The sequence below is a fragment of the Bacillus sp. SIMBA_008 genome, from assembly GCF_046535495.1.
Lineage (GTDB): Bacteria > Bacillota > Bacilli > Bacillales > Bacillaceae > Bacillus > Bacillus subtilis.
Window position 1 is genome coordinate 183,020 of sequence record NZ_JAWRWL010000002.1, and the last position, 19,926, is coordinate 202,945.

Sequence of the window (19,926 nt, forward strand, 5' to 3'; positions counted from 1 at the left end):
TCTATTCGTCTTTAGAAAATTCTCTCTTTTATACGAGGTTTAGTTTTTTCAGGCTTTCTGCAATTTGAACAGAGTTCCATGCCGCGCCTTTTAATAGGTTATCAGAAACAACCCATAAATGAAAACCGTTTGCTCTGTCCAAGTCTTTGCGGATGCGGCCTACAAACACATCGTTTTTGCCGACAGCATCAGCAGGCATCGGATAAAGCTGCTGGCTTGGATCATCCTGAAGTGTCACGCCCGGAGCTTCTTTCAATAGATTTTTAATATCTTCAACTGTAGCGTCATCACGGTCTATTTCGATGTAGACGGACTCTGAGTGCCCAGTTTGGATTGGCAGTCTCACACATGTAGCCGCTACTTGAAGGTCAGGCATGTGCATGATTTTTTTCGTTTCATTTATCATTTTCATTTCCTCAAACGTATAGCCGTTATCTTGGAATTTATCGATTTGCGGAATCGCGTTGAAGGCGATTTGATAGTGTTTTTTGTCACCTTTTACAGGCATGATCTCAGGCTCTATTTCTTCTTTATTTAAAATCGCCTGTGTTTGGCTGTAAAGCTCTTTTACAGCTTCATTACCCGCTCCTGATACTGCCTGGTAAGTTGATACGATGACCTTGTTTAAGCCATATGCTTTGCGGATCGGTTCAAGTGCCGCAACCATTTGGATTGTAGAGCAGTTTGGATTGGCAATAATGCCGTTGTGTTCATGCAAGTCTGCCTCATTCACTTCTGGCACAACAAGCGGTGTATTTTCATCCATGCGGAACGCACTCGTATTATCTATAACAATAGCGCCGCGTTTTACAGCTTCTGGTGCCAATGTTTGTGATACGCTTCCGCCGGCGCTGAACAAAGCAATATTTACCCCTTCAAAGCTCTCAGGAGAAGCTTCCTGAACAGTCAGCTCTTGGCCTTTAAACGTGACTTTTGTCCCCGCAGAGCGTTTTGAAGATAGCAATGTAAGTGTGTCCATTTCAAAGTTTCTGTCTTCAAGTGTTTTAAGCATTTGTTGTCCCACAGCCCCTGTCGCTCCGACAACAGCTACGTGTAAACCTCTTCCCATCTGTAAAACTCCTTCCGCCAATCAGCTTCATTGAATTGATTTGACTATGATTTTACGTTTTATTTTACCATAGAATATGCGGGTGATGACCGAATTTTTTAGTTTGGGAAAGATTTTCTGTAAATTTAGTCATTTCCCTGATAATTCTCAACTAGAATCGGCTGAAGCTGCTGGTGCATGAGTGCCTTTTCAATCGTTTGCGGAAGCAGATCCATTTTGGCTACCATTGAATTCGGTTTTTTAAATGGATCATCTTGCCCGAATGGAATAAAAAAGATATTTTTTGTTGACATGAGCCTCATTAAATTTGTTCCGTTTAAACCAAGAGCATCATTTGTCGAGATACCCAGAACGACAGGCCGATTGTTCCGGATTGTCGCTTTTGCCGCCATCAGCACCGGGCTGTCCGTCATGGCATTTGCCAGCTTGCTCATTGAATTGCCTGTTAAAGGCGCAATGACCATGCAGTCAAGGGGCAGCTTCGGCCCAAGAGGTTCTGCCTTTACAATCGAATCAATGGCCTCATATCCAGTCAGGTCTTCAATTTTTTTAACCCATTCTGCGCCCTCTCCAAATCGGGTATTTGTAGATTTTACATTAAATGTGACAACCGGACGGACTTCAGCTCCTTCATTGACCAACGCCTCAATTTGCGGGAAAACCGCTTCATATGTGCAATGCGACCCGGTCAGCCCAAACCCGATTCTTTTTCCTTTTAATGACGACATCCTTATTTCCCCTCCTCAGCTTGTATTTCAGCCAAAAGCTTGCTCAAGACGTTTGCAAGGATTTGCCCAGCTGTTTTAGGAGCGACAATCCCTGGAAGCCCAGGAGCAAGAAGTGCTTTAATCCCTTGTTTCTCGGCATATTTAAAATCCGTTCCCCCGGGACGTGAGGCCAGATCCAATATTAAGGTTTTTGGTGTCATGCTAGAAAGTACCGTTTGATTTAAAATCATACTCGGTATGGTATTAATGCAAATATCTATATCTTTTACATGCTCTTTCAGCTCATCGGTATGAAAAGGAACGAGCCCCATTTCAGTGATACGTGCCAGATGCGCTGAACTTCTTGCCCCCACTTTTACATTCGCCCCGAGCGCGGCAAATGTACGGGCAATCGTCATCCCGGTGCGCCCCAGACCGAGAACGGCCACCTGTGATCCGTGTATCGTATAATCCGTGTGCTGAATAGCCAGCATGATCGTTCCTTCTACTGTCGGAATAGAGTTGTATATCGCAATGTCATCCCGCTCAAACAGTTTTACAAGTTTTCTTTTTGCCTGAGCTGCAATGTTTTCTAAATAGGCGTTAGAAATTCCTGAGAAAATGACACAATGTGCAGGCGTTCTGTCGAGATGGTCCTGTTTTAACACAACTTCTTCATTAGAAAATACAGTTGATACGACACCTTCTCCTGTTGTCGCGGATACTGGAAGAATGATGCTGTCTATTTGCTGAAAAGGAATTTCATCAATATTGCATTTTACTGCCCCGGTAAAACCGTGATCCAATTGGTCAAAACCGACAAGATAGATGTCAGCCTGCTGTTCAGTGAGCTTTCTTATAATTTCGAGCTGTCTTGCGTCACCGCCGATAACTGCAATTTTCAATCCGGTTAACATTCTAAACGTTCACCTTCTTTGTATATACTGGATCTCTAGTTGTTAAGCTCCCCTTCATCTTATGATCAAAAGGAAATACCGGTGAATATAAAAGATGCGCTTTTTCCATATAAAAAAACATCGGCTCCGGCAGCCGATGTTTCAGATGTTTTCTTTAGAGCCCGCTTCACAGGCAATTGGGCTATTTACTCTTGTCGAGGAGGCATTTCCTCAGGTACATCTAATATAATCATATCTGAACCGATCTTTTGAATATGGTGCCATGGGACACGAATGTCATGACCTTGCTTTCTCAAACCAAACCACTTAACTGTGGGAATGAGGAGTGCTGTAATCTGTCCATCCTGTTCATTGATTTCCAAATCGGTCTGGCCGAGCACTCCGAGCCGTTCAGCTCTTTTGATGTCTACAATTTCCTTTCCCGATAATTCACTGAGCCGCATGTCTGTCACCCCCTTGTACTATGTATGATGAAAGGGATTAAAAAATGCCTGCTCCATTATGGAGCAGGCTTTCCATTTTAAGACGGCATATTGCCGGAAGGGCTGATAAGTGCTAATGCATAGTCTTCAGTAAACAATTGTCTGGCAAGGCCGTTAACACGCTCTAAGTTCACGGCGTTTAATTCATTGATGATTTCATCTAATGTTTTATGTTTGCCGAGCAGCAGTTCATTTTTTCCGTTTCGGCTCATTTTGCTGTTTGTGCTTTCTAAGCTCAGCATTAAGCTTCCCTTCATTTGCTCTTTGCTGTTTTCCAGTTCTTTCGAGGTAATGCCGTCACGTTTTAATGTGGCAAGGGTTTCTTGAATTGTTTCCGACAGCTGCTGAAGCTGATTTGCACCCGTTCCGCCGTAAATCGTTAGCATTCCGCTGTCCTCATATGAGCTGTGATAGCTGTAAACAGAATAAGCAAGTCCTTTATCTTCACGCACATCTTGGAACAGCCGGCTGCTCATGCTGCCTCCGAGCACATTGTTGAGGACGATTAAATCATAAATACGTTCATGGCCAACCTCTAAGCCTTTAAATCCAAGGCACAAATGAGCCTGCTCTGTTTCTTTTTTTCTCGTCAGTTTTTCCGTGTGGAACTCAGGCTTCTCAAGGCCTGTCGCTTTGCCCTTCGCCTCGTATGACCCGAACCATTTTTCTACATCTTTGATAAAACTGTCAGATATATTGCCCGCTACCGAAATCACCACTCGGTCCGGCGTATAATAATCATGCATGTATTGTCTGAGAGAGTCACCGTTAAAGGAAGCAAGCGTTTCTTCCGTGCCTAGAATTGGGTAGCCTAAAGAATGATTGCCGTAAGTGGCTTTGCTCAATAAATCATGTACAATGTCGTCCGGCGCATCTTCATACATTTTAATTTCTTCATATACTACATTTTTCTCTTTTTTCAGCTCGTTTTCATCAAACGTTGAATGAAAGAACATATCTGCTAATACGTCCAGCGCGTAATTCGCATGCTCGTCAAGCACCTTTGCATAGTAGCAGGTATATTCCTTTGAAGTAAACGCATTGACCTGGCCGCCAATACGATCAAAAGATTCTGCTATCTCGCGTGCAGATTTTGTGCTCGTCCCTTTAAAGAACATGTGCTCTAAAAAGTGAGAAATTCCGTTTATCTCCGGCGTTTCATGTCTCGACCCTGTGCCGATCCATACGCCGATCGCAACAGAACGGACTGTCGGATTATTTTCCAGCACAATTCTTACACCATTTTGACACGTATATCGTTTAATCAAATTTGTTCCTCCTATTCAAAGACAAGCTGCCTTCATCTGTTACTTCAATAGTCTTGTTTCATCCATTAGTTCAGTGACTGTTCCAAGCGCATATCCTTTGTCTTTTATCTTTGTAATCAGCGCTTCAAGACTTTCCGCCGTAGGGTCAGTCGGATGCATTAAAATCATGGCACCATTATGTATCTTGCTTAACACTCTCGTCTGAAGTACAGACGGAGCCGGCTTTTGCCAATCGATTGTATCAACTGTCCACATGACTGTTCCCATCTGTTTCTCAGCTGCAATGTCGATAACCGCTTTTCTGAAACTTCCGCTCGGCGGAGCGAACCACTTTGGCTTAACACCGATCGTTCGTTCTATTTGTTCATTAGTCTTGTCGAGCTGCTCGGAAATTCTTCCTGTAGTCAGTTTGCTCATATCCGGATGATTGTATGAATGATTTCCGATTTCATGTCCGTCTTTTGCAATCTTCTTAGCGAGCTGTTTATTTTTTCTCACCCAATTGCCTTCTAAAAAGAACGTAGCTTTAACCTGGTGCTTTTGCAGAATAGGGAGCATTTTTTCCAAATACTCATTTCCCCATGCCACATTGATTAAGAAAGCAACCATCGGCTTGTCAGGATTTCCTTTATAAATAGGCTCAGGCTGAAGTGACTCAAGATGAACACTTGGTTTTACTTGGCTGTACACCAGGTCTTTTTCCCGAAACTCGCCATTCTTTTTCATTTTTTTATATGATTGTTCAATATTGACCTTTAATCCATTGTAGCCGGGAATGCTTTTCCACACTTTATCAATTCTTGCATTCTGGGGCTTAACTTCGTACTCCGGCGCTTTTTGAAGCAATTCTTCATATAACGGGTCTTTTGACGCCGTGACAGTCACCGTATCTTTTTTCATTGCCCCTATATAATCAAGTGCATGCGGATTTTCCATCATCTCAAATGAGACAAAAAAAAGAAATAAAAAAACGGCAAACGGTACAAATTTTTTGTACATGTTCTGTCCCCCCTCATCTCACATTATGAAGGAGAGGGACAAGGTAGAACCCGCCTGCTTTTGAAAAGCTTCAAAATAAAGAAGCCGGGTCTCCCAGGCTCCTTTTATGTTTTCATTTAAGATTGTTGTTCTTCTTTTTCTTTCTCTTCACGGAGCACCGCTTTGCGGGATAAATTCACTCGTCCTTGTTTATCAATTTCAGTGACTTTGACAAGAATCTCGTCTCCGATTTTTACAACATCTTCAACTTTCCCTACTCTTTCAAGCGCAAGCTCTGAAATGTGCACCAAACCGTCTTTTCCGCTGAAAATTTCAACGAAAGCCCCGAATTTTTCAATCCGTTTCACTTTACCTAGGTAAAGTTGGCCGACTTCAACCTCTCTCACAAGGTCTTCGATGATTTTTTTCGCTTTTTGGTTGCCGCTTTCATCTGTAGAGGAAATAAAGATTGTGCCGTCCTGCTCAATATCAATTTTAACACCGGTTTCTTCGATGATCTTATTGATTTGTTTTCCGCTTGGTCCGATGACATCGCGGATTTTATCAGGATTAATGGTCATTGTTAAGATCTTAGGCGCATATCGAGAAAGCTCTTTTCTTGATTCGCTTAATGTTGCAAGCATGCTGTTGAGGATTTCCATTCTGCCCTTTTTCGCCTGCTGAAGCGCTTCTTCAAGAATCTCTCTGGAAAGGCCTTCAATTTTAATGTCCATTTGCAGGGCCGTTACGCCTTTTTCAGTTCCCGCTACTTTAAAGTCCATATCTCCGAGCGCGTCTTCCATGCCTTGGATGTCAGTCAAGACAGTGTAATGTTCGCCTGATTTGACAAGACCCATCGCAATACCAGCAACTGGCGCTTTAATCGGTACACCGGCATCCATCATTGCAAGTGTGCTTGCGCAAATGCTTGCTTGAGATGTAGAACCGTTTGATTCAAGCACTTCTGAAACAAGACGGACAGTATAAGGGAAGTCTTTTTCAGACGGAATAACTGGCTCAAGCGCACGCTCACCCAGTGCTCCGTGTCCGATTTCACGACGTCCCGGTCCGCGCATCGGTCCTGTTTCCCCAACGCTGAATTGCGGGAAGTTGTAATGATGCATAAACCGTTTCGACTCTTCGACACCTAAGCCGTCAAGGATTTGCACATCTCCCAGAGCACCTAGCGTACAAACGCTGAGGGCCTGAGTTTGTCCCCTTGTAAATAGACCTGAACCGTGCGTTCTTGGCAAGAGGCCAACCTCTGAAGAGAGCGGGCGGATTTGATCGACACCGCGGCCGTCCGGTCTTACTTTCTCTTCAGTAATCAGGCGGCGAACTTCATTTTTCACAAGCTTGGATAAAATCTGCTTCACTTGCTTGATTGTGTCTTCATCATGTTCTTCATCCTCGAATTTTGCCACAACTGCGTTCTTCACTTCGTTAATGGCATCTTCACGGGCATGCTTTTCATGAACTTGGATGGCTTTCAGCAGATCCTCTTCTGCCAAAGCTTTTACTTTTTCATTAAGCTCTTCATCAATTTCAAAGAGCTTAATTTCAGATTTCTCTTTGCCGACTGCTGCAACAATTTCTTCTTGGAATGCAATCAGGCGTTTAATTTCTTCATGGCCGAACATAATGGCTTCAAGCATGATTTCCTCAGGAACTTCGTCCGCTCCCGCTTCTACCATGTTAATCGCATCTTTCGTGCCGGCAACGACAAGATTGATGTCGCTTTTTTCAAGCTGATCGACTGTCGGGTTAATGATAAATTGATCATCAATGCGTCCGACAGTAACCCCTGCAATCGGTCCTTCAAACGGAATATCCGATACAGAAAGTGCAAGAGATGAACCGAACATGGCAGCCATTTCTGAAGAGCAGTTTTGGTCAACACTCATGACAATGCTGATGACTTGAACTTCATTACGGAATCCATCGGCAAACAAAGGACGGATCGGACGGTCAATTAAACGGCTGGCAAGAACCGCTTTTTCACTTGGACGTCCTTCTCTTTTAATAAATCCGCCCGGAATTTTCCCTACCGCATATAATCTTTCTTCATAGTTTACAGTAAGAGGGAAGAAATCAAGCGGTTTAGGTTCTTTTGAAGCGGTTGCTGTACTAAGTACTGCTGTATCACCGTAGCGGATCATCACAGCACCATTTGCCTGTTTGGCAAGCTGGCCGGTTTCAACAGTAAGCGTTCTTCCGGCCCAATCTATGGTAAAGACATGTTTTTCTTGTCCCATACAATTACGAACTCCTCTCTTCGTTGTGTGAAATAATCAATTACTCCTATTATGAACGAAATGAATTGAACATATCAATGTCAAAGTAGTATGTAAAAGGATTTCAATGATTTGTTATAAGAAATTTCGCTTTAATACGATAAAAAAGCGGGAATCCTCCCGCTTTTTACGATTATCGACGTAAGCCTAGTTTGTTAATTAACTCACGGTAACGAGTTACGTCTTTATTACGCAGATACGTAAGAAGATTACGACGCTTACCTACCATTTTAAGAAGACCGCGACGTGAGTGGTGGTCTTTCTTGTGAGTACGTAAATGCTCGTTCAAGTTGTTAATTGAGTCAGTTAGGATAGCGATCTGAACTTCTGGAGATCCAGTATCAGATTCGTGTGTTTTGAACTCATTGATGAGTTGGTTTTTACGCTCTTGAGTAATTGCCATCCTGTTTCACCTCCAAATCATATTTAGCCCCAGTTACCTAGCAACCGTCGGTGACTTCGGATTGCCAAGCAATGGTTTTAAGACTACGAAAACTATCATACTAAAAATCGTGCCTATATGCAAATATTTTAGAATAAAATTTGCGTGCGTTGCAAGTTATTTCCGCAAATTGCTGAAATAACGGATGGCTTCCTGCTTATCTTTCTCAATTTGCTCAGTTAATTCTTTGATGCCATTGAATTTCCGCTCACTCCGAATCCGTTTATACCATTCGATTTTTATAGCGGCTCCATATACCTCCTGATCGAAATCAAACAGATTGACCTCGATGGAAGGCTGCTCAGGGCGCTTTTCATAAAACGTCGGCTTATAGCCAATATTACAAACGCCATTGTAAACTTCGCCGTTCACTTCCGCTTTTACGGCATATACACCTGTGGGCGGAACGATATAGCTGTTATTTAAACCGACATTTGCTGTCGGAAACCCGATGGTCCGCCCTCTTTTATCACCATGAATGACAATTCCTTTAATAAAATAAGGCTGTCCAAGCAAGACATTCGCCAATTCAACATCTCCGTTTTGAAGCGCGGTACGGATATACGAAGAACTGATTTTTTTATCCTGCTCCGTCAATTTTTCTACCATTGTGCACCCAGCTTTTCCGTCTAAATCATCCGGCATGGTCTCCATTGTCCCCTTGCCGTATTTGCCGTACGTAAAGTCAAAGCCTGCCACTGCGTGCTGCACATTAAGACCGATAATATACTGGTCTATAAACTGCTTAGGAGAAAGAGAAGCAAACACTTCATTAAATTTAACGACATACAGAACTTCTGTGCCTAATTGTTCAATTTGGTTTATTTTGTCTTCAAGAGGCGTAATCAGATCCTTTGGTTCCTTATCTCTGCCCAACACGTGAGAAGGATGGGGATGAAAGGTCATCACAGCTAATGTCAGACCTTTTTCTTCGGCTATTTGCTTCGCTGTGCCGATTACCTTTTGATGCCCGAGATGAACGCCATCAAAATATCCTAACGCCATCACTGATTTAGCCTGCTCCTCTTTTATTAAATGATGAGGATGTGTAATATGTATCGTCTTCACAGAACGGTCACCTTTTTTCTATTGTTCGCTTTTTTGCATCAATACTTTTGCCGGCTTTAACAGCCCATTTTTTGCAGGATGAGGGAAATAGATCGCCAAGCATGTTCCGGATTCAGTAAAGACGGCAATACGCTCTTCACTTGTCATTTCAGAAAACTGCTCGGGCGTCTCAAGCAAAGCCCCATTTTCTACTTTCTTAGCTAATGTATCACTTATGATCCATTTCGGCAAATGATTGAGCGCACGTTCAATAGAAACTGTATGCTCTTCCACGGTCCCGGATTGGGCCTGTGCTTCGAGCTCATCAAAAGTAAAGCATTCGTCGAGAGAAAAATCTCCGGATGCCGTACGGATTAAATGAGACATATGGGCCGGATATCCGAGCTTTTCTCCGATCATGACCGCCAGCGTCCTTACATAGGTCCCTTTGGAGCAAGTCACTGTAAACCGGAAGCTTGCGGTTTCTCCATGATGTTTAATCTCTGTCGTCAGGGCAATGTCTTCAATGGTTATCATACGTTTCGGACGTTCTACTTCAATCCCTGCTCTTGCGTATTCGTATAATTTTTTGCCGTTTACTTTTACAGCGGAATACATGGGCGGAATTTGTTCTTGTTTCCCCTTTAAACTGTTTAAAACCTTTTCTACATCCGCTTTATCAATGTCGTGATTGACAGGCTTTGTTTCCACCGTTTCTCCGGTTTGATCCTCTGTTGTGGTTGAAAAGCCCAATGTTATTTCTGCATCATACGTTTTAGATTTTTCAGTTAAGTATTCGACTATTTTTGTCGCTCTTCCTACACAAATCGGAAGCACGCCTGATACTTCCGGATCGAGCGTTCCTGTATGTCCTACTTTTTTTGTTTTTAACAGCTTTCGGATCTTCATGACACAGTCGTGCGATGTCATGCCAACAGGTTTATGTAAAAGGAGAACTCCGTTAACCATTTGCCTTTCACTCCTTCTTTTGAGTTTTTTTCTTATAAACGAAGAAAGAGGACAGACGATATACGCCTATCCTCTCTTTTTTTATTCAGATGGTTTCTCTGAATGTAATTCGTGAATCAGTGTTTCGATCCGATTCCCGTAATCGATTGATTCATCGAACTCAAATTCAATTTCAGGCGTTTTTCGAAGTCTGATGCGGCTGCCGATTTCGGATCGGATAAATCCTTTCGCTTTTGCCAGCCCTTTCAGCGCTTCTTCCCGTTTTTTCTCGTCACCGAGAACCGAGATATACACCTTTGCAATTTGCAAATCACCTGATACACGTACATCCGTTACTGTCAGAAAACCAATTCTCGGGTCTTTCAGCTTGCGGCTGATAATATCACCGAGTTCTTTTTTCATTTGCTCGCCGACACGGTTTGCTCTCATACTCAATTCAATCACCTCTAAGTTAAAACCACTCTGTCCTAGTGATCGTCCGTTCAATTTCAGGAAAAGAATCGATAAACGCTAGGACGCGCTGCAGTTCTTTTTCTGTTTGAACGCGAGAGGAAGAAACAGCGGCGATTCCGAAGCTGGTTCTTTGCCAGGTGTCCTGATAGCCAATCTCCGAAATCGAAACATTGAACTTGTTTTGAACCCTGGTTAAAATCCGCTTCAGAACGGCACGCTTTTCTTTTAGCGATCCTGCATCATAAATGATGCATTCACACTCCGCAAATCCGATCACGTTCTTTCAATTTCTTGCATGACAAACGCTTCTAGGATGTCACCTTCACGAATGTCATTGTATTTCTTAATTGTAATACCACATTCATAGCCTTGTGAAACTTCTTTCACATCGTCTTTAAAGCGTTTCAGAACATCTACTTCGCCTTCAAAGATGACGACGCCGTCACGAATTAAACGGAGGCCGCTGTCGCGCGTAATGGTTCCTTCAGTAACATATCCGCCGGCAATTGTACCGATTTTAGATACTTTGAATGTTTGGCGTACTTCTACTTGACCAATTACTTTTTCTTCATATTCAGGATCAAGCATACCTTTCATGGCAGCTTCAATCTCGTCGATTACTTTGTAAATGATACGGTGAAGTCGAATATCTACATTTTCAGCTTCAGCCGTACTCTTAGCATTTCCGTCCGGTCTCACATTAAACCCGATAACAATTGCATTGGAAGCAGATGCCAAGATAATGTCAGATTCAGTAATCGCACCAACGCCTGTATGGATGATTTTCACTTTAACGCCTTCTACTTCAATTTTTTGAAGCGCAGCCGTTAAAGCTTCAGCAGATCCTTGAACGTCAGCTTTTACGATGAGGTTGATGTCTTTTACATCACCTTGCTTAATTTGCTCGAATAAATCATCAAGACTGAGCTTCGCTTTATCGCTGCGCTGCTCTTCAAGCTGTTTCGAAGCACGGGCTTCACCGACAGAACGAGCTGTTTTTTCATCCTTAAAGACAAGGAATTGGTCTCCTGCTTGAGGGACATCATTCAAACCGGTAATTTCAACCGGAGTTGATGGGCCGGCAGTTTTCACACGGCGGCCAATGTCGTTGACCATTGCACGGACACGGCCAAATGTATTGCCGACTACGATCGGATCACCGACATGCAGTGTTCCAGTTTGTACGAGCAACGTCGCAACTGACCCTCTGCCTTTATCGAGTTCAGCTTCAATAACCGTTCCTTTTGCCTGACGGTTCGGATTCGCTTTCAGTTCCTCTACCTCACTGACAAGCAAAATCATTTCAACGAGCTCATCAATGCCTTTTCCAGTTAAAGCAGAAAGCGGCACAAAAATGGTTTCTCCGCCCCAAGCTTCAGGGACAAGTCCGTATTCCGTCAGTTCTTGCATCACACGGTCAGGGTTTGCGGATTCTTTATCTATTTTATTCACAGCTACGATGATTGGAACCTCTGCTGCTTTTGCATGGTTAATCGCTTCAACTGTTTGCGGCATGACACCGTCATCGGCAGCTACGACAAGAATCGTAATATCAGTTACTTCTGCACCGCGTGCACGCATTGTTGTAAATGCGGCGTGGCCCGGTGTATCCAAGAACGTGATTTTCTTGCCGTTCTCTTCAATTTGATAAGCGCCGATATGCTGAGTGATTCCGCCTGCTTCTCCTTCAACAACCTTTGTTTTACGGATGCTGTCAAGAAGCGTTGTTTTCCCATGGTCAACGTGGCCCATGATTGTCACGACAGGAGGACGAATTTCAAGATCCTCTTCATTATCAGGCTCTTCGTATTTTTCCAGCTCTGTTTCTTCAAGCACAATGACCTCTTCTGTTTCAACACCATATTCTGATGCAATGAGTTCGATTGTGTCTTTATCAAGCTCTTGGTTAATGGTAGCCATTACGCCAAGAAGCATCAGCTTTTTAATGAGTTCTGAAGGCTCTTTGCCAAGCTCTTCAGCAAGTGCGCCAACTGTTAAAGTGCCAGAGAATGTAATTTTCTCAGGAAGCTCTTTTTTCGGCTTTACAGGCTTTTGCTGATGTTGGTTTTTATTGTTGTTGTTGCGTTTATTTTTTTTGTTGTTGTTATTCTTCTTGTTTTTGTTAAATTGATTATTCTGCACGTCATTCTTCTTTCCGTCTCGAATTTTATTTGGTTGATTTCCAGCTGATTGCTGATTAACCCCTTGTGGCTGTTTGTTTTTGTTCGTTTCTGCTGGCTTTTGAGATTTAGCAGCTGCGCCGCCTTTTTTATATTTGGCATCTAGCTTTTTAATGGCCTTTTCTTCAAGCATGGCCATGTGATTATTCACTTCTAAATCCATGTTCTTCAGTGCGGTCAAAATTTCCTTACTTGAAACATTTAACGCTTTTGCATATTCGTATACTCTCATTTTAGCCATTCGTTCACCCCCAAAAATATTAATCGAGCAAGCTGATCAGCTTATTCGCAAAACCTTGGTCAGTGACGGCGACAACGACACGGGCTTCTTTACCGATAGAGCGTCCAAGAACCGCGCGACTCTCGACTTTTTTATAAGGGACTTTATAATAATTGCACTTGTCAGTTACTTTTTTTGCTGTGTTAGATGATGCATCCTCTGTAAGCAGGACAAGCTTTGCACGCGCATTCCTGATTTCTTTTATTACCAAGTCTTCGCCTGACACGACCTTACGAGCTCGATTGGCCAGACCCAGCAAGGGAAACCATTCCATTCCAGACATTTTATTTTTTCACCTTTTCCGCCAGTTCCAGCAATTCATCGAAAATCTGGTCATCGATTTGTGATTGAAATTGATTTTGCAAAGTGTTTTTCTTTTTTGCTGCTAAGATGCACTCTTTATCCAGCGTTAAATAAGCACCCCGCCCATTCTTTTTTCCGGTCGGGTCTACTGAGATTTCGCCTTCTTTCGACCGTACAACTCGGATCAGTTCCTTTTTAGGCTTCATTTCACCAGTCACTACACATTTGCGTAATGGGATCTTTTTGTGTTTATTCACCTAAAGTCACCTCTTATTCATCCGATTCAGCAGTTTCAGGCTCCGTAAAGAGCGGCTCATCATCTTCTTCAAGTTCTCTCGGATAGATTCCAAGTTCTCTTGCGTCCGTTTCGCTCTTAATATCAATCTTCCAGCCTGTCAGTTTAGCAGCTAAGCGTGCGTTTTGTCCTCTTTTGCCAATTGCCAGAGACAGCTGGTAATCAGGAACAATAACAGTTGTCGCTTTTTCTTCTTCATTAACGATGACATCAAGCACTTTGGAAGGGCTGAGCGCATTCGCGACAAATTCTACAGGATCACTGGACCAGTTGACAATATCAATTTTTTCACCTTTTAATTCATTGACGATTGCTTGCACACGCTGGCCTTTAGGCCCTACGCATGAACCGACAGGATCCACGTCAGGATCATCTGTGCGAACAGAAATTTTTGAACGGTCGCCGGCTTCTCTGGCAACAGATTTTAGCTCGACAGTTCCATCATAAATTTCAGGCACTTCAATTTCAAACAAACGCTTTAACAGGCCTGGATGTGTTCTTGACACATAAATCTGCGGGCCCTTCGTTGTTTTTTCTACTTTTGTGATATATACCTTAATGCGGTCATGGGGCTTGTAGCTTTCATTCGGCATTTGCTCATTAACCGGCAGCAAGGCTTCTATTTTGCCTAAAGACACGTAGATAAATTTATTGTCCAGACGCTGGACGATCCCTGTCATGATGTCTTCTTCACGGTCGATAAATTCAGAATAGATCACGCCGCGCTCAGCTTCGCGCACACGCTGTGTGACGACCTGCTTCGCTGTTTGAGCAGCTATGCGCCCGAAATCCTTAGGTGTAACTTCGATTTCGACGACATCGCCGACCATATATTCCGGATGGATACCCTGTGCCTCTTCAATTGAGATCTCTAATCTCTGGTCGTATACTTCGTCAACGACATCTTTTCTTGCAAATACACGGATGGAGCCAGTTTCACGGTTTAGATCCACCCGTACATTTTGCGCTTGATTAAAATTCCGCTTATAAGCAGAAATTAACGCAGCTTCGATTGCTTCGATGATAATTTCTTTACTGATGCCTTTTTCTTTTTCAAGAATCGTGAGAGCATCTAATAATTCACTGCTCATTTAACGGTCTCCCCCCTTAAAACATTTGTATTCATTAGAATGTAACAGCTAATCTTGCATTAGCTATCTTTTCATACGGAATATTGATCCGTTTCTTTCTTGTTTTGATCGTGATCTCAACTGTCACTGTTTGTCCATCAAATTCAGCCAGTTCACCTTCAAACACTTTTACGCCGTCAATAGGCTCATACGTCTTAATGTATACGTTTTTTCCTAGTGATTTTTCGAAATCGGCTTTTTTCTTTAGCGGACGCTCAGCTCCTGGAGATGAGACTTCAAGAAAGTAATTTTGGCTGATTGGGTCTGCCTCATCAAGCTTTTCGCTTAAAGCTTCGCTTACTTTGGCACATTCCTCAATATCCACACCGTCATCGGAATCAATAAACACGCGAAGGAACCAGCTTTGGCCCTCTTTGACAAATTCAATGTCAACGAGTTCCAGCTGAAGGCTGTCTACGATTGGCTGAGCCATTTCTTGAACGGTGTCAGTCACTTTTTTGCTCATGTTCTTCCTCCTTGTGCTGTCGATCTCATATTCGTCTCGTCACTCTGCATAAAAACCCTGCTTCAAAAGAGCAGGGGCTAAAAAGTAAACGATGAACATGTCGAGACAAAATTCTCCTGTTCAATACAAAAGAGCGGGTTTCCCCACTCTTTGCCTCGGTAATCGTTAGCATTTCCAATAAAACTATACCATAACCATATTTTTATTGCAAATGGATATACGCTTACCTTCATACCTAAGCAAGTGACAGAAACTCTAATATTACGATGGCACTTTTTGCGCTTATGTATGCATAGAAGCAGAATTTCTGAGAAATTCTGCTTTCCATATTAGAACAGTGACAATTGGTTTTGATCAGGCAGTGATTCCAGACAGCCATGGCGATCTAAGTACTCTAAAATCGTTTTTGATACTTTCCCTCTCTTTTGCAAATCTTCTTTTGAGAGGAATTCGCCTTCTTCGCGAGCTTTTACAATGTTCAAAGCAGCGTTCGTCCCTAACCCTGGAATAGAGTTAAACGGCGGAATAAGACTGTTGCCGTCAATAATAAACTCTGTAGCGCTGGAGCGATATAAATCGACTTTTTGGAATGAATAGCCTCTCTCACACATCTCAAGCGCTAATTCTAAAACAGTCAGAAGGTTCTTTTCCTTCGGTGAAGCATCAAGTCCTTTAGCGTTTATATCCTCCATTACCGCTCTGATTGCTGTAGAGCCCTTGATCATTGTATCAATATCAAAGTCATCTGCACGAACGGTAAAATAAGCCGCATAATACAAAAGAGCATGATGCACTTTAAAGTAAGCAATGCGGACTGCCATTAAGACATATGCCGCGGCGTGGGCTTTCGGGAACATGTATTTAATCTTTTTACAGGAATCAATATACCAGTCTGGGACATTGTTATTTTTCATTTCTTCTTCCCATTCAGGCGTTAATCCTTTTCCTTTACGCACGAATTCCATGATTTTAAAGGCAAGGGACGGCTCAAGGCCTTGATAGATTAAATAAACCATAATGTCATCACGGCAGCCGATAACCTCACTCAGCTCACAAATATTATTGTGGATGAGCTCCTGTGCATTGCCAAGCCATACATCAGTTCCGTGAGACAAGCCTGAAATCTGAACGAGCTCAGAAAAAGTGGTCGGCTTTGTATCTTCAAGCATCTGCCGGACAAATCGGGTTCCGAATTCAGGAATTCCAAGAGTGCCCGTTTTACAGCCAATCTGTTCTTCAGTCACACCGAGTGATTCGGTTCCCTGGAAGATCTTCATCACTTCAGGATCATCCGTCGGAATTGTTTTCGGGTCTATTCCGCTTAAGTCTTGAAGCATCCGAATAACAGTCGGGTCATCGTGTCCGAGAATATCAAGTTTTAACAGGTTGTCATGGATGGAGTGGAAATCAAAATGAGTCGTTTTCCACTCTGAACCTGTGGCATCTGCCGGAAACTGGATCGGTGAAAAATCATAAATATCCATATAATCCGGAACTACGATAATACCGCCAGGGTGCTGTCCAGTTGTACGTTTTACACCCGTGCATCCCTGCACGAGCCGATCTATTTCGGCACCGCGCATATGAAGATTGTTGTCTCCGGCATAGCCTTTTACATAACCGTAGGCTGTTTTTTCTGCCACCGTGCCTATTGTTCCCGCACGATATACATTGTCTTCTCCGAACAATACTTTTGTGTAATTATGTGCTTGCGGCTGATATTCCCCTGAGAAGTTCAAATCGATATCAGGTACTTTGTCCCCTTTAAATCCTAAGAACGTTTCAAATGGAATATCATGGCCGTCTTTTTTCAAAGGCGTTCCGCAATGAGGACATGTCTTGTCAGGCAGGTCAAAACCAGAACCGACAGAACCGTCATTAAAGAACTCAGAATACTGACACTCAGGACAAACATAGTGCGGCGGCAGCGGGTTTACCTCAGTAATCTCAGTAAGTGTCGCAACTAATGAAGATCCTACGGAACCACGGGAACCAACGAGATACCCGTCATCTAGTGAACGTTTTACAAGTTTGTGAGAGATCAAGTAAATAACAGCAAATCCGTGGCCAATAATACTCTTTAACTCTTTTTCAATCCGCGCTTCGACAATTTCAGGCAGCTCTTCCCCGTAAATGCTTCTTGCACGCTGATAGCTCATTTCTCTGATCTCTTCATCAGCGCCTTCGATTTTCGGCGTATATAAATCATCTTTAATCGGCTTGATGTCATCAACTAAAGAAGCAACCTTTTGGGTATTGGTGACTACGATCTCCTTCGCTTTTTCTTCACCTAAGAAAGAAAAAGCTTCAAGCATTTCGTCTGTCGTTCTAAAATGCACTTTCGGCAGTTCATGCCTATTCAGCGGATTTGCCCCGCCTTGTGAGGATATTAAAATCTTTCTGTAGATTTTATCCTCATCATTCAAATAATGAACATTTCCCGTAGCAACAACCGGTTTATTAAGCTTTTCCCCCAGCTTCGTGATATTCGCAATAATTTCTTTCAGCGCTTTTTCATCACGGACCAGTTCAAGCTCCAGCAAGTGACGATACACTTCAGGCGGCTGAACCTCAAGGTAATCATAGAATGACGCGATATCTTCCACCTCTTCAGGCGATTTTTGCATCATTCCCTCAAAAACCTCTCCCCTGTCACAAGCAGAACCGATCAGCAGCCCTTCCCTGTATTTCTCAAGCTGAGATCTCGGAATACGCGGCACTCTGTAAAAATAATGAATATGAGAAAGTGACACAAGCTTAAATAAATTTTTAAGTCCCGTGCTGTTCACGGCAAGTAATGTTGCATGATACGGTCTTGATCTTTGATAAGCATTGGACTGACCCATATTTTCATTCAACTCATCATGGTACTGAATGCCTTTTTCAGCTGCGTCTTTCAGCATTTTCAAAAGCAAATAAGCGGTTGCCTCAGTATCATAGATCGCACGGTGATGCTGTGTGAGTTCGATATCAAACTTTTTACAAAGTGTGTTCAACCGGTGGTTCTTAAATTCCGGATAGAGAAAACGTCCTAGTTCTAGCGTGTCAATGACTGGGTTTTTAGCTTTATCGACTTCAAGAAGCTTTTTATAGGCTACATTTAAGAATCCCATATCAAAGCTTGCATTATGAGCGACAAGGATATCATCGCCAATCCATTCTCTGAAATCTCTTATTACATCTACGACATCCGGAGCGTCTTGTAGCATATCATCAGTGATCCCTGTCAGCTCTATGATTGTGGCGGAAAGCGGACGATGCGGGTTCGCAAACGCCTCAAATTTATCAATAATTTCTCCGCCTTTTACTTTTACTGCAGCCAGCTCAATAATGGTATCGTATACAGCAGACAATCCTGTCGTCTCAACGTCAAAAACAACATATGTTTCTTCTTCGAGCAGACGATGTGCGGCATTATAAGCAATTGGCACGCCATCATCCACGAGATTCGCTTCCATCCCGTAAATCATTTTAATTCCATGCTTTTTGGCCGCAGAATACGCATCAGGGAAGGATTGAACGACAGCATGGTCGGTCAAAGCGATGGCCTCATGCCCCCATTTTTTCGCCTGTTCGACAAGCTTTCCGATACCCGTAACAGCATCCATTTGGCTCATTGGGGAATGAAGATGCAATTCCACTCTTTTTTCTCCTTCAGGTGCTGAATCTTCACGGGTTTTTGCTTTTATTTCGTTTACGTCATTTGCGATCATGACAAGGTCTCTGACAAATGTATCATTTTGAATGCTTCCGCGTGCTTTTACCCACATTCCTTTTTTCAGAGACTTCATCAGTGCCGCATCTTCTTTTTCACGTGCAAACATTTTGATCAAAATACTATTTGTATAGTCTGTAATTTTGAAGATACACAGCGTGCGCCCGCTCTTCAGCTCGCGCGTCTCCACATCAAACACATAACCTTGGACCGTAATTCTCCGTTCTTCGTCCATGATGCTGTCAAGTGTCCGGATTTCCTCGTTATCTTTAATTTGATAACCGATAACAAGAGGACCAGATGGTGCTTGGTCTTCATCACTTTCTTTATCTTTCTTCTCCATTTCAATCAAGGCCTGCATCGCCCGCTCTTGGTCTTCCGCAAGCTTTTGTTCCCGAAACTTTTGAACTTCCTGCTCGGATACAAATATTTCAGCATCAAGCTGAAGATCCGGAAAGCCAAATTGACGGTAGCCTGCTTGAATCATGGAACTGTATTTGTTTTTTAGCGCAGCCGCTTCTGTATCCGTTTTGGTTTTGACAATCAGTTTATTGCCCTTCAGCTTCGGTTTTTGCTGGTTTAAAAGACTGATAATCGGCGGCGAAATGCCCTGCAGTTCTTCAATGCAGCGTGACCAGTAGTCTTGAACGATACTTTCACTGACCTCGGCATCCTGAACTTCAATTGAAGATGTCACTTTTGCTATGTGGGCAAACGATTGCGTCAGCCTCGTTGTTAATGTGTCATATATTTGAAAAGGCAGCAAAGATTTAAATTGAAAATGAAAATGCCAAGACTTAGAAGCTTTGTGAATTGTCAGCTTTTTAATCTCGCCATGTTCAAAGTATGTCATGAAGGTATCATCTGTCATATTAATCTGCTGCAGAAGAATTTGAAACTGCCTTCTGTTTACTGATAACTGTTCCATTAA

18 protein-coding genes are annotated in these 19,926 nt (G+C 42.9%); all 18 read right to left on the minus strand.

Annotated features, from left to right (window positions below):
* Positions 1–28: 28 nt before the first annotated feature.
* The 18 genes from asd to SB658_RS06435 all read right to left on the minus strand — a co-directional run bounded on the left by asd (position 29) and on the right by SB658_RS06435 (position 19,923).
* Positions 29–1,069 (minus strand): aspartate-semialdehyde dehydrogenase, encoded by a 1,041-nt coding sequence (gene asd / locus SB658_RS06350; protein ID WP_003231882.1) that lies wholly within the window; start codon positions 1,067–1,069, stop codon positions 29–31.
* A 125-nt stretch (positions 1,070–1,194) separates the two neighbouring features.
* A complete protein-coding gene (gene dpaB / locus SB658_RS06355) occupies positions 1,195–1,797 on the minus strand; it encodes a dipicolinate synthase subunit B (protein WP_003231884.1) in 603 nt (200 codons plus the stop codon).
* Between the two features lie 2 nt (positions 1,798–1,799).
* On the minus strand, positions 1,800–2,693 hold the full coding sequence (gene dpaA, locus SB658_RS06360; protein ID WP_003231888.1) for a dipicolinic acid synthetase subunit A: 894 nt from the start codon (positions 2,691–2,693) through the stop codon (positions 1,800–1,802).
* A 185-nt stretch (positions 2,694–2,878) separates the two neighbouring features.
* On the minus strand, positions 2,879–3,136 hold the full coding sequence (locus SB658_RS06365; protein WP_003231890.1) for a YlmC/YmxH family sporulation protein: 258 nt from the start codon (positions 3,134–3,136) through the stop codon (positions 2,879–2,881).
* Positions 3,137–3,213: 77 nt separating this feature from the next.
* Complete coding sequence (locus tag SB658_RS06370; RefSeq protein WP_003245717.1) at positions 3,214–4,443, minus strand: M16 family metallopeptidase; 1,230 nt, start codon at positions 4,441–4,443, stop codon at positions 3,214–3,216.
* 39 nt (positions 4,444–4,482) lie between these two features.
* Positions 4,483–5,442, minus strand: a complete 960-nt coding sequence (locus SB658_RS06375; protein WP_033885003.1) for a polysaccharide deacetylase family protein — start codon at positions 5,440–5,442, stop codon at positions 4,483–4,485.
* 116 nt (positions 5,443–5,558) lie between these two features.
* Complete coding sequence (gene pnp / locus SB658_RS06380; protein WP_003231897.1) at positions 5,559–7,676, minus strand: polyribonucleotide nucleotidyltransferase; 2,118 nt, start codon at positions 7,674–7,676, stop codon at positions 5,559–5,561.
* A 172-nt stretch (positions 7,677–7,848) separates the two neighbouring features.
* Positions 7,849–8,118: a 30S ribosomal protein S15 gene (gene rpsO / locus SB658_RS06385; RefSeq protein WP_003220957.1), complete on the minus strand. Its 270-nt coding sequence runs from the start codon at positions 8,116–8,118 to the stop codon at positions 7,849–7,851.
* Positions 8,119–8,274: 156 nt separating this feature from the next.
* Positions 8,275–9,225, minus strand: a complete 951-nt coding sequence (ribF, locus tag SB658_RS06390) for a bifunctional riboflavin kinase/FAD synthetase (protein ID WP_014476827.1) — start codon at positions 9,223–9,225, stop codon at positions 8,275–8,277.
* 18 nt (positions 9,226–9,243) lie between these two features.
* Entirely contained in the window at positions 9,244–10,173 is a 930-nt protein-coding gene (gene truB, locus SB658_RS06395) for a tRNA pseudouridine(55) synthase TruB (protein ID WP_033885006.1), read from the minus strand.
* An 81-nt stretch (positions 10,174–10,254) separates the two neighbouring features.
* The gene (gene rbfA, locus SB658_RS06400; RefSeq protein WP_009967251.1) at positions 10,255–10,608 is read right to left on the minus strand and encodes a 30S ribosome-binding factor RbfA; all 354 of its coding nucleotides are present in this window, start codon (positions 10,606–10,608) and stop codon (positions 10,255–10,257) included.
* A gap of 16 nt (positions 10,609–10,624) precedes the next feature.
* Positions 10,625–10,903, minus strand: a complete 279-nt coding sequence (locus SB658_RS06405) for a DUF503 domain-containing protein (protein WP_003220950.1) — start codon at positions 10,901–10,903, stop codon at positions 10,625–10,627.
* The gene (gene infB, locus SB658_RS06410; RefSeq protein ID WP_024571391.1) at positions 10,900–13,047 is read right to left on the minus strand and encodes a translation initiation factor IF-2; all 2,148 of its coding nucleotides are present in this window, start codon (positions 13,045–13,047) and stop codon (positions 10,900–10,902) included. The genes SB658_RS06405 and infB overlap by 4 nt, the downstream gene beginning before the upstream one ends.
* A 19-nt stretch (positions 13,048–13,066) precedes the next feature.
* A complete protein-coding gene (locus SB658_RS06415) occupies positions 13,067–13,369 on the minus strand; it encodes a YlxQ family RNA-binding protein (protein ID WP_003220946.1) in 303 nt (100 codons plus the stop codon).
* A 1-nt stretch (position 13,370) separates the two neighbouring features.
* Complete coding sequence (rulR, locus tag SB658_RS06420; protein WP_009967250.1) at positions 13,371–13,646, minus strand: glucose-induced regulator RulR; 276 nt, start codon at positions 13,644–13,646, stop codon at positions 13,371–13,373.
* A gap of 13 nt (positions 13,647–13,659) precedes the next feature.
* Positions 13,660–14,775 carry a transcription termination factor NusA gene (gene nusA / locus SB658_RS06425; protein WP_003231912.1) on the minus strand — a complete coding sequence of 372 codons (1,116 nt, stop codon included), beginning with the start codon at positions 14,773–14,775 and terminating at the stop codon, positions 13,660–13,662.
* A 34-nt stretch (positions 14,776–14,809) separates the two neighbouring features.
* Complete coding sequence (gene rimP / locus SB658_RS06430; protein ID WP_003231915.1) at positions 14,810–15,280, minus strand: ribosome maturation factor RimP; 471 nt, start codon at positions 15,278–15,280, stop codon at positions 14,810–14,812.
* Between the two features lie 329 nt (positions 15,281–15,609).
* The gene (locus SB658_RS06435) at positions 15,610–19,923 is read right to left on the minus strand and encodes a PolC-type DNA polymerase III (protein ID WP_069703521.1); all 4,314 of its coding nucleotides are present in this window, start codon (positions 19,921–19,923) and stop codon (positions 15,610–15,612) included.
* Positions 19,924–19,926 lie beyond the last annotated feature (3 nt).

Excerpts from the sequence above, each read along its gene's own strand:
- rimP (WP_003231915.1), bottom strand. The coding sequence starts at position 15,280 with ATGAGCAAAAAAGTGACTGACACCGTTCAAGAAATGGCTCAGCCAATC.
- dpaA (WP_003231888.1), bottom strand. The coding sequence starts at position 2,693 with ATGTTAACCGGATTGAAAATTGCAGTTATCGGCGGTGACGCAAGACAG.
- asd (WP_003231882.1), bottom strand. The coding sequence starts at position 1,069 with ATGGGAAGAGGTTTACACGTAGCTGTTGTCGGAGCGACAGGGGCTGTG.
- rpsO (WP_003220957.1), bottom strand. The coding sequence starts at position 8,118 with ATGGCAATTACTCAAGAGCGTAAAAACCAACTCATCAATGAGTTCAAA.
- SB658_RS06415 (WP_003220946.1), bottom strand. The coding sequence starts at position 13,369 with ATGTCTGGAATGGAATGGTTTCCCTTGCTGGGTCTGGCCAATCGAGCT.
- SB658_RS06435 (WP_069703521.1), bottom strand. The coding sequence starts at position 19,923 with ATGGAACAGTTATCAGTAAACAGAAGGCAGTTTCAAATTCTTCTGCAG.
- nusA (WP_003231912.1), bottom strand. The coding sequence starts at position 14,775 with ATGAGCAGTGAATTATTAGATGCTCTCACGATTCTTGAAAAAGAAAAA.
- SB658_RS06375 (WP_033885003.1), bottom strand. The coding sequence starts at position 5,442 with ATGTACAAAAAATTTGTACCGTTTGCCGTTTTTTTATTTCTTTTTTTT.
- truB (WP_033885006.1), bottom strand. The coding sequence starts at position 10,173 with ATGGTTAACGGAGTTCTCCTTTTACATAAACCTGTTGGCATGACATCG.
- infB (WP_024571391.1), bottom strand. The coding sequence starts at position 13,047 with ATGGCTAAAATGAGAGTATACGAATATGCAAAAGCGTTAAATGTTTCA.
- dpaB (WP_003231884.1), bottom strand. The coding sequence starts at position 1,797 with ATGTCGTCATTAAAAGGAAAAAGAATCGGGTTTGGGCTGACCGGGTCG.
- SB658_RS06365 (WP_003231890.1), bottom strand. The coding sequence starts at position 3,136 with ATGCGGCTCAGTGAATTATCGGGAAAGGAAATTGTAGACATCAAAAGA.
- pnp (WP_003231897.1), bottom strand. The coding sequence starts at position 7,676 with ATGGGACAAGAAAAACATGTCTTTACCATAGATTGGGCCGGAAGAACG.